At 66.8% G+C, this 13,225-nt stretch carries 10 protein-coding genes; 4 read left to right on the forward strand and 6 right to left on the reverse strand.

From position 1 onward, the window contains the following. Positions 1-161: 161 nt before the first annotated feature. The 6 genes from Cte04_RS09495 to Cte04_RS09520 form a co-directional block, all read right to left on the reverse strand. The gene (locus Cte04_RS09495; protein ID WP_066475831.1) at positions 162-1,496 is read right to left on the reverse strand and encodes a serine hydrolase domain-containing protein; all 1,335 of its coding nucleotides are present in this window, start codon (positions 1,494-1,496) and stop codon (positions 162-164) included. Between the two features lie 21 nt (positions 1,497-1,517). Further along, a complete protein-coding gene (locus Cte04_RS09500) occupies positions 1,518-2,333 on the reverse strand; it encodes a crotonase/enoyl-CoA hydratase family protein (protein WP_066475832.1) in 816 nt (271 codons plus the stop codon). A 101-nt stretch (positions 2,334-2,434) separates the two neighbouring features. Further along, positions 2,435-3,283: a 3-hydroxybutyryl-CoA dehydrogenase gene (locus Cte04_RS09505; protein ID WP_066475834.1), complete on the reverse strand. Its 849-nt coding sequence runs from the start codon at positions 3,281-3,283 to the stop codon at positions 2,435-2,437. Between the two features lie 106 nt (positions 3,284-3,389). Further along, on the reverse strand, positions 3,390-4,562 hold the full coding sequence (locus Cte04_RS09510) for a GGDEF domain-containing protein (protein ID WP_066475836.1): 1,173 nt from the start codon (positions 4,560-4,562) through the stop codon (positions 3,390-3,392). 11 nt (positions 4,563-4,573) lie between these two features. Further along, the gene (locus Cte04_RS09515) at positions 4,574-6,022 is read right to left on the reverse strand and encodes an AMP nucleosidase (RefSeq protein WP_066475837.1); all 1,449 of its coding nucleotides are present in this window, start codon (positions 6,020-6,022) and stop codon (positions 4,574-4,576) included. Positions 6,023-6,079: 57 nt separating this feature from the next. Beyond that, on the reverse strand, positions 6,080-8,119 hold the full coding sequence (locus tag Cte04_RS09520; RefSeq protein WP_066475840.1) for a putative bifunctional diguanylate cyclase/phosphodiesterase: 2,040 nt from the start codon (positions 8,117-8,119) through the stop codon (positions 6,080-6,082). 178 nt (positions 8,120-8,297) lie between these two features. Here Cte04_RS09520 and Cte04_RS09525 point away from each other — a divergent pair, with 178 nt between their 5' ends. The 4 genes from Cte04_RS09525 to dbpA are packed head-to-tail and all read left to right on the forward strand — an operon-like array spanning position 8,298 to position 13,034. After that, a complete protein-coding gene (locus tag Cte04_RS09525) occupies positions 8,298-9,293 on the forward strand; it encodes a cation diffusion facilitator family transporter (protein WP_066476196.1) in 996 nt (331 codons plus the stop codon). A 24-nt stretch (positions 9,294-9,317) separates the two neighbouring features. Then, the gene (gene dtd / locus Cte04_RS09530; protein WP_066475843.1) at positions 9,318-9,773 is read left to right on the forward strand and encodes a D-aminoacyl-tRNA deacylase; all 456 of its coding nucleotides are present in this window, start codon (positions 9,318-9,320) and stop codon (positions 9,771-9,773) included. A gap of 28 nt (positions 9,774-9,801) precedes the next feature. Next, a complete protein-coding gene (locus tag Cte04_RS09535; protein ID WP_066475845.1) occupies positions 9,802-11,568 on the forward strand; it encodes a dipeptidase in 1,767 nt (588 codons plus the stop codon). Between the two features lie 56 nt (positions 11,569-11,624). Beyond that, on the forward strand, positions 11,625-13,034 hold the full coding sequence (gene dbpA, locus Cte04_RS09540) for an ATP-dependent RNA helicase DbpA (RefSeq protein ID WP_066475847.1): 1,410 nt from the start codon (positions 11,625-11,627) through the stop codon (positions 13,032-13,034). Positions 13,035-13,225: the final 191 nt, after the last annotated feature.

The raw sequence follows: 13,225 nt of genomic DNA on the forward strand, positions 1-13,225 counted from the left end.
AATTTAAATACCAAGACCCTGCCCGGGCAAGGGTGGGAAGCAGCTGGAGCAAAGGGCCGCCATGGCGCGGCTGGAGGTGAAGGGCGGGAGGCTGCGCCTGCCCGCCCGCCGGTTGGCAATGAAGCGCGCAGGTCCGCTGTCGGGACCGCGGTTTCTGGCGCCTACTGGGCGGCCATCAGTGCGTCGGCCACGGCCTGGTAGGCGGGCAGGCTCAGGGGATCGATGGCCGCGTTGGCCGCGATGGGGTGGGCCGCGTAGCGCACGATCACCATCTGGGCCTTGGGATCGATGTAGATGGTCTGGCCGTGGATGCCGCGCGCCGTGTAGGCGCCATCGGCGTTGTGCGAGACCCACCACATGTTGCGGTAGGACCAGCCGGGCAGCGTGGCATAGCCGGCCTTGGCGAACTTGGCGCGGTCGCCGCCGTTGCGGATGTCGTCCACCACGGCGCGCGGCAGCACCTGCCGGCCGTCGGCAGCGCGGCCGTTGTTGCGCATCATCTCGCCAAAGCGCGCCAGGTCCCGCAGCGTGGTGTTGAGGCCGCCGCCGCCCGACTCCGTGCCGATGCGGTCCACCATGAAGAAGGCGTCCTGCTCGGCGCCGATGCGGCTCCAGATGCGCTCGGACAGCAGCTGGGCCAGCGACTTGCCGCTGGCGCGGCGCACCACCCAGGCCAGCACCTCGGCGTTGACGGTCTTGTACGCAAAGGCCTGGTCGTGCTCGCCTTCCTTCTTGAGCGTCTGCAGGAACTCATAGAAGGTCCTGGGGCCTGCATAGTCGCGGCCCTGGGGCAGCATGCCGCCTGCGCGCGCATAGTCCCAGATCTCGGCCTTGGGGTCCGCGTAGTTCTCGGAGTAGTGCACGCCGATCGTCATGTCCATGACCTGGCGCACCGTGGCGTCGCCATAGGCCGTGTCCTTGAGTTCGGGCAGGTAGCGCGTGACAGGGGCGCCGGGGTCCAGCGTGCCTTCGTGCGCCAGCAGCGCGGCCAGCGTGCCCACGAAGGACTTGGTGACCGACATGGCGATGTGCGGGCGTTCGGGCGTGAGCGCGCCGAAGTATTTCTCATACACGACCTGGCCCTTGTGCAGCACCAGGATGCCGTCCGTGTAGTTGCGCTCCAGCGACTGGGCGAAAGTCAGCTCCTCGCCCGTGCCCATGGCCTTGAAGCGCACGCTGTCCAGGTCGGGCGCCCGCGCGGCCCTGGGCAGGGGGCTGGGCGCCGAGCTGCCGCGCCAGACATTGGCCGTGGGCACCAGTTCGCGGATATGCGAGAAGGACCAGCGCGTGCGCGGATAGACGTTGACGGCGGGATTGTCGAAGGTGAGGACCTTGTCGGGCGGCGGCGGAAAGCCCTGCATCCAGCCCATGGCCTGGACCGTGGTGCTGGCCGGGTCGGGCAGGGCCGGGGCCGCCGTCTGTCCGTGAGCTATAGAAACAAGAGCTGCCAGCGCAAGCGGGAAAAGCGCTTGGCGCGCAAAACCTTTGGAACTCATGGTTGTCTCCCTGGAGGGTTCTTATCTGCCGGTAAAGCGTGCGGGGCGTTTCTCGACAAAGGAGCGCACGCCTTCGGCCGCGTCCTCGCTGTGGGCCAGGCGCTGCTGCACGGGAATGAAGTCTGCCACGGCGGCGGCCTGGCCCAGTTCTATGGCCTTGAGCACGTTCAGGCGCGTGGCCACCACGGCCTGCGGCGCCTGCAGCGCAATGCGCTCGGCAATGCGCCAGGCCTCGTCCAGCTGCCGGCCCGCGGGTACGACCTTCTGCACGAAATTGCAGCGGTAGGCTTCGGCGCTGTCGAATTCGTCGCCCGTGAGCAGGTGCAGCATGGCATTGCCCACGCCGGCGCGCTCGGCCATGCGCAGCGTGGCGCCGCCCGTGGGCATGATGCAGCGCTGCACCTCCATCTGTGCGAAGCGGCAGTCGTCGGCTGCGACCACGATGTCGGCGCCCAGCATCAGCTCGATGCCCACGGTAAAGCAAATGCCCTGGACCGCCGCCACCATGGGCTTGGCGCGGCGGCGGTAGCCGGTCAGGCCGTAGTCGTGGGGCTCGACCAGGCCCGGGGGAATGGCTTTTTTGCCCGAACGCAGGAATTCGGCCATCACGGGCAGGTCCAGCCCGGCCGTGAAATGGCTGCCGAAGGCGTGCAGCAGGCCCACGCGCAGCTCGGGATCGTCATCCAGCCGCGTATAGGCTTCGGCCAGCTGCCTGAACATGGGGGGCGTCCAGCCGTTGCGCTTGGCCGGGCGGTTGATGCCGATCAGCAGCACATGGCCGCGGACTTCGCAGCTGATGCAGCCTTCGGGAGGCGGGGGCGGGGTGTTGATGTCCATGCTTGTCTCCTGCGCGTGGACCTTAGTCCAGGCCGCGGGCGGGCGCAGTCGCGCAGAAGACGTGCGGCATGGGCGCGCCGGCCCATGCCGCCGCAGGCCGTTCAGTAGCTGTAGACGCCGCGGCCGGTCTTGCGGCCCAGGCGGCCGGCGGCCACCATTTCCTTGAGCAGCGGGCAGGGGCGGTACTTGCTGTCGCCGAACTCCTTGAGGTAGACCTCCATCACGGCCAGGCACACGTCCAGGCCGATCATGTCGGCCAGGGCCAGCGGGCCGATGGGCTGGTTGCAGCCCAGCTTCATGCCGGCGTCGATGTCCTCGGCCGAGGCCAGGCCTTCGGCCAGCACGAAGAAGGCCTCGTTGATCATGGGCACCAGGATGCGGTTGACCACGAAGCCCGGGGCGTTCTTGACGGTGATGGGGCTCTTGCCCAGGCGCTCGGACAGGGCCTTGACCGTGGCGTGCGTTGCTTCGCTGGTCTGCAGGCCGACGATGATCTCCACCAGTGCCATCATGGGCACGGGGTTGAAGAAATGCATGCCGATGAAGCGGTCGGCGCGCTGGGTCACTGCGGCCAGCTGGGTGATGGAAATGGACGAGGTGTTGGTGGCGACGATCACGTCCTGGCCCAGCAGCGCGTCGAGCTGCTGGAGGATCTTGACCTTGAGGTCGAAGTTCTCGGTCGCGGCCTCGATGACCAGCTGGGCGGACTTCAGGTCGTCGTAGCGGGTCGAGGTTTTGATGCGTGCCAGCGCGGCGGCCTTGTCGGCCTCGGTGAGCTTTTCCTTCTTGATCAGGCGGTCCAGGCTGCCGGCCACGGTGGCCAGGCCTTTTTGCACGGCGGCATCCGAAATGTCCACCATCACCACGTCGATGCCCGATACGGCGCAGGCCTGTGCGATGCCGTTGCCCATGGTGCCGGCACCGACGATGCCTACGGTCTGAATTGTCATGATTGCAGTCTCCAGGTATTGAAAGAACCTGAAAATCTTAGCGGGGTTCGGGGATGCGTCCGCCGCAGTCGGGCATGCGCCGTGCCGCCTCGGCGACGTCGTGGTATCAGGAGGGGGAAAGGATCACGGTTTCCCAGCGGCTGCGGCCCAGATGCTTGGCCTGGTACAGCGCCTTGTCGGCCTGCGCCAGCATCTGCTCCAGCGTCAGCCCTTCCCAGACGCTCTCCGCGTGGGCGCAGCCGGCGCTGAAGCACAGCTCGAACGCCAGCTCCAGCCGGGAGCCCAGCAGCAGCGCCGACTTCAGGCGCATGCACAAGGCCTGCACCTCGTCGGGGCTGGCATAGACCAGCAGGCAGAACTCCTCGCCGCCCCAGCGCGCGGCCAGCTCGTCGCCCCGTGTCTGCTTCTGCAGCGTGCGCGCCAGCAACTGCAGGGCCTGGTCGCCGACCACATGGCCGTAGCGGTCGTTGACACCCTTGAAATAGTCCAGGTCCAGCATCACCAGCGATAGCGGCAGCCCTTCGCGCATGGCGCGCTTGAGCATGTGCTGGCCCTGGGTCTCCAGGCTGCGGCGGTTGGCCAAGCCGGTGAGCGCGTCCTGCAGGGCCATGTCGCGCAGCTTCTGGTTGGCCTCGTCGCGCCAGGCCACGAGGATGGCGATCAGCAGCAGCGTGGTGCAGAACGGCGCGACCAGCGCAAAACCGTGGTTGGCCGGCGAGTCGGCGGTGAAGAAGGGCAGCCAGGGCGTCTCCAGGGCCAGCACGCTGCGCATGAGCAGGCTGGCGGCCATGACCATGCCGATGCCGAACATCATGTAGCGCCAGCCGCGCGCCACGCGCTTTCTCGGCCGCAGCGCCATGCAGGCCGCCAGGGCCACGCCCAGGCCATGGCAGAGGCTGAACCAGGCCAGGCGATAGTCCATGTGGTTGACCAGCACCACGAAGCCCAGCGGGCCGGCCATGCACATCAGCAGCAGGCCGCGCTCGAGCAGCAGCGACCGCGGTCCTAGCCAGCCCACGAGCGCCCGGCTCAGCTGCCATAGCGCCCACATGGAGATGCTGGCGGCCAGGAACGGCAGTATGTCGATCCAGGGACGGACAGGATGGCGCGAGGCCACCAGAATCACGATCCACGCCAGCCCCTGCAGCAGGAAAAAGCGCTGGGCATGCCGCGCCGGCGCATCGACCTGGTGCCCCATGCTCCAGGGCAGCACGAAGGCGATGGCCAGCAGGTTGACTGCCACCACCGCCGTCATGGAAAAGAAGTCGAGGGGTGGCATGGCGCAAGGGCTTACTGGAAGGCCACTTCGTCGAAGCTGCGCAGCTTGCGGCTGTGCAGGCGGTCCGAGCCGCCTTCGCGCAGTATGTCCACCGCCCGCATGCCGATGCGCAGATGCTGGTCCACGCGCTCGCGGTAGAAGTGGTTCGCCATGCCGGGAAGCTTGATCTCGCCGTGCAGCGGCTTGTCGCTCACGCACAGCAGCGTGCCGTAGGGCACGCGGAAGCGGAAGCCATTGGCCGCGATGGTGGCGCTTTCCATGTCCAGCGCCACGGCGCGGCTCTGGCTGAAGCGGCGCTGGGGCAGGTTGTCGGGCAGCAGCTCCCAGTTGCGGTTGTCGGTGCTGGCCACGGTGCCGGTGCGCATGATGCGCTTGAGATCGGCCCGCTCCATTTGCGTGACATCGGCCACGGCCTGCTGCAGTGCCACCTGGATCTCGGCCAGCGCGGGGATCGGCACCCACAGCGGCAGCTCCTCGTCCAGCACATGGTCCTCGCGCACATAGGCATGGGCCAGCACATAGTCGCCCAGCTGCTGGCTGTTGCGCAGGCCCGCGCAGTGGCCCAGCATCATCCAGGCATGCGGGCGCAGCACGGCGATGTGGTCGGTGATGGTCTTGGCATTGGCCGGGCCCACGCCGATGTTGACCATGGTGATGCCGCTGTGGTCGGCGCGCACCAGGTGGTAGCCGGGCATCTGCGGCAGGCGCGGCGGAGCGGCGCCCAGTTCGTCCACCGTTTCTGCCGGCAGCCCCTTGCGGCGCGTGACCACGTTGCCGGGCTCGATGAAGGCGATGTATTCGCTGTTCTCGTTGGCCATCTCGGCATGGCCCAGGCGGATGAATTCGTCGATGTAGAACTGGTAGTTGGTGAACAGCACGAAGTTCTGGAACCACTCGGGCGCCGTGCCCGTGTAGTGGCGCAGGCGGTGCAGCGAGTAGTCCACGCGCGGCGCGGTGAACAGCGACAGCGGCAGGGCCTCGCCGGGCTGGGCGCGCCAGGTGCCGTTGGCGATGCCGTCGTCCATGGACTCCAGGTCCGGCAGGTCGAACACGTCGCGCATGAGCAGGCGCCGCTCGGCCGAGAGCGTGCCTTCCACATAGTCGTTGTCGGCGAACGAGAAATGGATGGGAATGGGCTTGTCGCTCAGGCCCACTTCCAGCGGCACGCCGTGGTGCTGGATGAGCAGGCGGAACTGGTCGCCGTAGTAATGGGCGAACAGGTCGGGACGCGTGAGCGTGGCTTCGTAGGTGCCCGGGCCTTCGACGAAGCCGTAGGTGAGCTTGGTGTCGGCCCGCGCCACGGTGGTGGTCTTCAGGCGCACGAACGGGTAGTAGGCATGCACGGGAGCGACCGGGGTCTCCCCGGCCACGAAGCGCTGCATGGCCGAGCGCAGATGCTCGATCTGTTCGCGATAAAGCTGCTGCACATGCTCGAGCGCCTGCTGCGCATCGGTGTGCATGGTGGTGCTGGTTCTAAGCGAGGAGGCGGGGGTATGCAGGGTCATGCACTATTTTCTTCAGGACTTGTGAAGGTGTTGCGACATCCAGGCCTGGGTCTGGTCGGCCGGCAACGGTCGGGAAATCAGATAGCCTTGCGCCGTCGTGCAGTGCAGGCTGCGCAGCAGGTCGAGCTGCTCCTGCGTCTCCACGCCTTCGGCCACGATCTGCAGGTGCAGGCTGTGGCTCATCTGCACGATGGCGTTGACGATGGCCGTGGCGTCCGCATCGCGCGGCACGTCGGTGACGAAAGAGCGGTCGATCTTGAGCTTGTCGATGGGGTGGCGGCGCAGGTAGGCCAGGGAAGAATAGCCGGTGCCGAAATCGTCGATGGCCAGGCTCACGCCCAGGGCCTTGAGCGCGTGCAGGGTGTCGGACATCTGCCCGCCGGATTGCATCAGCGTGGATTCCGTCAGCTCGATGTGCAGGTAGCGCGCCTCGAGCCCTGTTTCCCACAGGGCTTCGGCCACATCCCGGGCCACGTCGCGCTGGAGGAATTCCTGCGCGGAAAGATTGATGGCCACCGGCACCACGGGAAAACCGGCATCCTGCCAGACCTTGACCTGGCGGCAGGCCTCGCGCAGCACCCAGCGGCCGACTTCGGAGATCATGCCCAGGTCTTCCGCCAGGCCGATGAATTCGTTCGGATAGACCAGGCCGCGCTGCGGATGGCGCCAGCGCACCAGCGCTTCCAGGCCCGTCAGCGTGCCGTCGGCGGTGGCGATCTGCGGCTGGTAGTGCAGTTCCAGCTCGCCCTGCTCCACGGCGCGGCGCAGCAACTGCTCCTGCATCAGCATCCGGGTGGAGCGGCTCTCCAGCGTGGAGGTATAGAACTGGAAGGATCTGCGCCCGATGTCCTTGGCCATGTGCATGGCGGCCTCGGCATTGCCCAGCAGCATCTCGGGCGTGTCGCCGTTGCCGGGGAACATGGCAATGCCCATGCTCAGCGACACCACGAACTGGGTGCCGTCGATGTCGCAGGGCGCTTCGATGGCCTGGCACAGACGGGTGGCCATGGCTTCGGCTTCCTGCGGGGTCGGGTCGCCGGTCAGCACCGCCACGAAATCGTCGCCGCCCATGCGGGCGACGATATCCTGGGCGCGGACCGTGGCGCTCAGGCGCCGTGCCACTTCGCACAGCAGCAGGTCGCCCGCATGGTGGCTCAGCGAGTCGTTGACGGCCTTGAAATGGTCGATGTCGATCGACAGGATGGCCAGCCTTTCCTGCCGGACCGTGGCCTGCGCAAGCGCATTCTTCATGAGCTGGTTCAGGCGGGCCCGGTTGGGCAGCCGGGTCAGCAGGTCGTGCTGCGCCAGGAAGTCCATGTGCTCCTGCACCTGCCGGCTGGCGGTCAGGTCGCGCAGCAGCACGATGCGCGAATCGCGCTCCGCACCCGGCATGGATTTGCCCTCCACCTCCACCGGAATATGGCGCCCGCTCTTGTGCACGATCATGGACTCATAGCAGTCCTCGCCGCCGCTGCGGCCGTGCTCCAGGGCCTGGGCGCGGTATTCGGGGGCGATGTATTCCAGCACATGGCGTCCGCGCAGCGCGTCCAGCGGATAGCCGGTCAGCCGGGCCAGGGCATCGTTGCCGTCCATGATGATGCCGCCCTGGTGCACCACGATGGCCTCGGTGGTGATCTCGGCGAACTTGCGCATGCGCTCTTCGCTGGCCCGCATCTGCTGGGCCATGCGGTAGTGATGGCTGACGTCCGTGACCAGGGCCACCAGGCCCTTGAATTCGCCGTTGTCGATGTGGGGGCGCAGCACGGTTTCCAGGTATTGCGTCTCTCCCGTGTCGCGCTCCACCTTGCGCGTGTAGCGCACGGACTGCCGGTCCACGAGCACGCGCGGGAAATAGGCCTGAACTTCCTGCCAGACGGCATCGCCGGCGATTTCCTGCACGGTCCGGCCCACGATGCTCTGTATCGTGAAGCCGAAGTAACTGGCATAGCTGGCGTTGGCGAAGCGGCAGCGCAGCGTCCTGGCATCGAAATAGGCCAGCAGGGCGGGCGTGGTGTCCGCGATCAGTTGCAATATGGAGTCGCTGTCTTTCATGGGCTGCGCCTCCTCAGCCGATTGAATTTATTGCGAGATCATGGCTTTTTATCAGAACGGCATGCCGCTGATACAAATGTTTACCCAACTGCGTTCTTTGCACCAGCATTTTTTCGCTTGCGGGGAGGCGAGCCAGCATGCGAGTTGCCCGGGTTCTTGCCATGAAAAATATCCGATGATGTCTCATATGACGCTTTCATCATTCTCCTCCCCGGATCCTGACGACTGGATGCAGCCCCACAAGCTGCTGCGCCTGTCTGTGGTGGTGGCCGTGGTCACCATTGTGCTCAAGACGCTGGCCTGGTGGCTGACAGGCTCGGTCGGGCTGCTGTCCGATGCGCTGGAATCCTTCGTGAACCTCGCCGGCGCCATGTTCGCATTGACCATGGTCACCGTGGCCAAGCGGCCTGCCGATACCGAGCATCCCTACGGGCACCACAAGGCCGAATACTTTTCGGCCGGCTTCGAGGGAGTGCTGGTCATAGGAGCGAGCCTGGCCATTGCCTGGGCGGCGCTGTCGCGCCTGTGGAATCCGCAGCCGCTGGAGCAGCTGAGCTGGGGCCTGGTGCTGTCGCTGGTCAGCACGGGGTTCAACGGCCTGCTGGCCTGGGTCATGCTGCGCTCGGCGCGCAAATACCGCTCCATGGCGCTGATCGGCGATGCCAAGCACCTGTTCGCCGATGTCTGGACTTCGGTGGGCGTTGTCGGAGGGCTGCTGGCCGCGGCCTGGACCGGCTGGCTGTGGCTGGATGCGCTGGTGGCCCTGGGCGTGGCGGCCCACATCTGCGTGCAGGGCGCGCAGCTGGTCTGGCAGTCCTCGCAGGGGTTGATGGACCAGGCGCTGGGCGCGCCCCAGCGCCTGAAGATCGACACGTTGCTGGACGGCTATGCCCGGAGCGTCGATGGCGTGGTCTTCGACAATGTCTCGAGCCGCCAGGCCGGCGAACGCAGCTTTGTCGACCTGCACATGCATGTGCCCGGCCAGTGGAGCGTGCAGCGCGCGGCACAATTGCGCACCGAGATCGAGGCGGCGCTGCTGCAGGCCGTGCCCGGCCTGTACGCGCGCATCGAGGTGTTGCCGCTGGGCATGGCCACGGCCAGCGAGACGGCGGCCGAACCCGCCGCGGCTGCGGCGGAACCGGATGCCCAGGCCGCGGCGCCAGGGCAGGTGTGAAAAGATTCCAACAGGTGGGGTGGCATGATCAGTGTGATACAGCGTGTGCGCAGCGCGCGGGTGGAAGTCGAAGGCCGGATCACCGGACGGATAGAGCAGGGCTTGCTGGCCCTGGTCTGCGCCGAGCGCGGCGACAGCGAGCAGGAGGCCGACAGGCTGCTGGCCAAGCTGCTCAAGCTGCGCATCTTCCAGGACGAGGCCGGCAAGATGAACTGCAGCGTGCAGGATGTGGCGGGCGGCCTGCTGGTCGTGAGCCAGTTCACGCTGGCCGCGGACACGCGCGGCGGCAACCGGCCGAGCTTCACCGGAGCGGCAGTGCCCGAAGAGGGGCGTCGCCTGTATGAGTACTTCGTGGACCGGGCGCGGCAGATGCATCCGCTGGTGCAGACCGGCGAATTCGCGGCCGACATGCAGGTGCATCTGGTCAACGACGGTCCTGTGACCATTCCATTGCGCATCGAGCCCGCAGCCCTGGCATGACAGGCTCTTTCACTTGCCGAATCCATCCATGAACAACTTCCGCAACCGTTCCCTGTTTGCCATCGCACTGGCGGCTTCCCTGGCCTGCGGCCTGCCGGCCCATGCACAGACGCTGAAGAAGCCCGCGCTCGAGGCGCTGCTGGCCCAGCCCGCACCCCGTTCCTTTGCCGCTTTTGCGCAGCAGGCTGCCAAGCTGCAGCCCTCGGTGGCTGTGGCCGTGCAGCGCCATGCCCGCGGCGATGCGCTTTCCGGTGAGGAGCTGGCCGATGTGGCGCGGCTGCTGGGCGCCTATACCCGCCTCACGCAGGAAGCTGCGGTGCTTGCCAGCCTGCAGCGCATGGTGGCCCTGCCCACGGTGCGCGACGCCAAGGTGCCGCCGCACGAGAGCCCGGCCATCCTCGACTTCGGCAAGCTGGTCGAGTCCATGGCCCGCGACTTCGGCCTGCGCTACCGCAACGTGGACAACCGCATTTTCGAAGTGACCTTGCCCGCGACCGTGGCAGGAAAGGACGGTGAGGAGTTCGGCATCCTCACCCATGCCGACGTGGTGCCGGTGGTGCCCGCCGAATGGGTGCTGGACGGCAGGCAGATCAACCCCTTCGAGGTCACGCGCGTGGGCGACCGGCTCTACGGCCGCGGCACCATCGACGACAAGGGCTCGATCGCCACCGTGCTGCACGCGATGAAGGCCGTCAAGGACAGCGGCCTGCCGCTGGCGCGCGGCATCCGCCTGATGATCGAGACCACCGAGGAGACCGGCGGAGACGCGATGAAGTACTACCAGGCCAGGACCCGGCTGCCCGAGTACAACATCGTGCTCGACAGCAAGTACCCGGCCGTGGTCGCCGAGAAGGGCTCGGGCGCGCTCAAGGCGGTGTTCGCCGCTGTACCCGTGGATGCGTCCGCCGATGCCGCCAGACCCGCCATCACCGCCATGGCGGGCGCGGCCTCGGCCAATGCCATCGCGCAGACGGCCACCGCCACCATCTCGGCCGGCGATGCGGCGGCGCTCGCCGCCGTGGCGCAGCGCCTGAACGATGCGAAGGACGCATTCATCGCCGAGCACCAGGCCCAGGGCAAGTTCGCCATCGAGGTGCAGCCGGGCAGCGGCGCCGTCACCGTCAAGGTCACCGGTGCCTCGGCCCACGGCTCGCGCCCCGAGGAGGGCGTGAACCCCGTGCCGCGCCTGGCGCTGTTCCTGCAGCAGACGCTGATGCCCGCGGGAGCGGCGCTGGTAGGGCCCAACCAGTACAGCCAGGCCGTGCGCTACATCAACGGCGTGTTCGGCCTCGACTACTTCGGCAGGCAGCTGGGCGTCGCCTATGCCGACGACTTCATGGGCCCACTCACGCTGTCGCCCAACCTCATCCAGGCCGTGGATGGCAAGCTCGAAGTCACCGCCAACGTGCGCATGCCGCGCGGCAAGACGCCCGAGCAGCTGCGCGCCGAGGTCGAGCAGGGCATCGCCCGCTGGAGCGAGGCCGCCAAGGTGCCGGTGGCGGTGCAGTACACCCAGGGCAACTGGATGGCGCGCGACCCCAGGGGCGCCTGGCTGGCCACGCTGCTCAACATCTTCGGCGATACCACCGGCCTCGATGCCAAGCCCGTGCCCACGGCCGGCAGCACCACCGCCAAGTTCATGCCCAACGCCATCAACTTCGGACCCGCCATGCCCGGCAAGAAGTACACGGCCCACAACGCGCTCGAATACCAGGAACTGCCCGACCTGCGCACCGACATGCAGATGTTCACCGAGATGCTGGTGCGCATCGGGAATCTGCAGCAGATGCAGTGAAGGTCTTGTGTGAGGCGCATGGCCGGGCGAACCCAGTCCCGGGATAATTCAGCCCCATGAATACCTCCTCCGGCGCCGCCAAGGCCACTGACCCCACCGCTTTTTCGGCGCTGACCCTGTCTGCCGAAATGCTGGCCAATCTGCAGCAGCTCGGCTATGCGCAGATGACGCCCATCCAGGCCGCCAGCCTGCCGCTCACGCTGCAGGGCAAGGACCTGATCGCCCAGGCCAGCACGGGCAGCGGCAAGACCGCGGCCTTCGGCCTGCCCATGGTCGAGCGCCTGAACCCGCGCTGGTTTGCCGTGCAGGGCCTGGTGCTGTGCCCCACGCGCGAGCTGGCCGACCAGGTGGCCACCGAAATCCGCCGCCTGGCGCGCGCGCAGGACAACATCAAGGTCGTCACCGTCTATGGCGGCGTGCCTTCGCGCAACCAGATCGCTTCGCTGGAAAACGGCGCCCACATCGTGGTCGGCACGCCGGGCCGCGTGATGGACCTGATGGAGCGCGGCAAGCTCGATATCGGCCATCTCAAGACCCTGGTGCTGGACGAAGCCGACCGCATGCTGGACATGGGTTTCCTGGGCGACATCGAGACCGTGGTGCGCCAGTGCCCGGCCGAGCGCCAGACCTTGCTGTTCTCCGCCACCTACCCAGAGGGCATTGCCGGCCTGGCCCAGCGCTTCATGCGCGATCCGCAGACGGTCAAGGTCGCGGCGCAGCACAGCGCGGGCAAGATCGCGCAGCGCTGGTACGAGGTGGAAGCGCGCGAGAAGGTCGATGTGGTGGCGCGCCTGCTGGCGCATTTCCGCCCCGAGTCGACGATCGCTTTCTGCAACACCAAGCAGCAATGCCGCGATGTGGTGGCCGCATTGCAGGCCCAGGGCTTCAGCGCGCTGGCGCTGTTCGGGGAGCTGGAGCAGCGCGAGCGCGACGAAGTGCTGGTGCAGTTCGCCAACAAAAGCTGCAGCGTGCTGGTCGCCACCGACGTGGCGGCACGCGGCCTCGACATTGCCGACCTGTCGGCCGTCATCAATGTGGATGTCACGCCCGACCCCGAGGTCCATATCCACCGCATCGGCCGAACGGGCCGCGGCGATGCCGAGGGCCTGGCGCTGAATCTGGTCAGCATGGACGAGATGGGCAGCGTGGGCAAGATCGAGCAGTTGCAGGGCCGCGCTTCCGAGTTCCATCCCTTGGCCGAACTCACGCCCACCGCCGGCGGCGAGCTGCTGCCGCCCATGATGACCATCCAGATCATCGGCGGGCGCAAGGAAAAGATCCGCGCGGGCGACGTGATGGGAGCCATGTGCGCCGACTTCGGCTATGCGCGCGAGCAGATCGGCAAGATCAGCGTCAACGATTTCTCCACCTATGTGGCCGTGGACCGCAGGATCGCTTCGGCAGCCTGCGCCAAGCTCAATGCGGGCCGCGTCAAGGGCAAGAGCGTGAAGGCGCGCCTGCTGTAAAAAAAGGCCCCGTCAGCCTCCCCGATGCAGCTAAGCGCCGGCTGCCCATCAAAAAGCCTTCTCCCATGCGAGAAGGCTTTTTTGTTGCTGCAATCCGGACAGCAGCAGGAGCCCGGGAAATACCACTAATTCTTTTTTGATATTAAAAAATTAGAAAACGATATTTTGAAGAATAAGCAGTTGTTTTGACA

The organism is Comamonas terrae (assembly GCF_001544075.1).
Classification (GTDB): domain Bacteria; phylum Pseudomonadota; class Gammaproteobacteria; order Burkholderiales; family Burkholderiaceae_C; genus Comamonas; species Comamonas terrae.

Excerpts from the sequence above, each read along its gene's own strand:
- Cte04_RS09495 (WP_066475831.1), bottom strand. The coding sequence starts at position 1,496 with ATGAGTTCCAAAGGTTTTGCGCGCCAAGCGCTTTTCCCGCTTGCGCTG.
- Cte04_RS09500 (WP_066475832.1), bottom strand. The coding sequence starts at position 2,333 with ATGGACATCAACACCCCGCCCCCGCCTCCCGAAGGCTGCATCAGCTGC.
- Cte04_RS09505 (WP_066475834.1), bottom strand. The coding sequence starts at position 3,283 with ATGACAATTCAGACCGTAGGCATCGTCGGTGCCGGCACCATGGGCAAC.
- Cte04_RS09510 (WP_066475836.1), bottom strand. The coding sequence starts at position 4,562 with ATGCCACCCCTCGACTTCTTTTCCATGACGGCGGTGGTGGCAGTCAAC.
- Cte04_RS09515 (WP_066475837.1), bottom strand. The coding sequence starts at position 6,022 with ATGCACACCGATGCGCAGCAGGCGCTCGAGCATGTGCAGCAGCTTTAT.
- Cte04_RS09520 (WP_066475840.1), bottom strand. The coding sequence starts at position 8,119 with ATGAAAGACAGCGACTCCATATTGCAACTGATCGCGGACACCACGCCC.
- Cte04_RS09525 (WP_066476196.1), top strand. The coding sequence starts at position 8,298 with ATGTCTCATATGACGCTTTCATCATTCTCCTCCCCGGATCCTGACGAC.
- dtd (WP_066475843.1), top strand. The coding sequence starts at position 9,318 with ATGATCAGTGTGATACAGCGTGTGCGCAGCGCGCGGGTGGAAGTCGAA.
- Cte04_RS09535 (WP_066475845.1), top strand. The coding sequence starts at position 9,802 with ATGAACAACTTCCGCAACCGTTCCCTGTTTGCCATCGCACTGGCGGCT.
- dbpA (WP_066475847.1), top strand. The coding sequence starts at position 11,625 with ATGAATACCTCCTCCGGCGCCGCCAAGGCCACTGACCCCACCGCTTTT.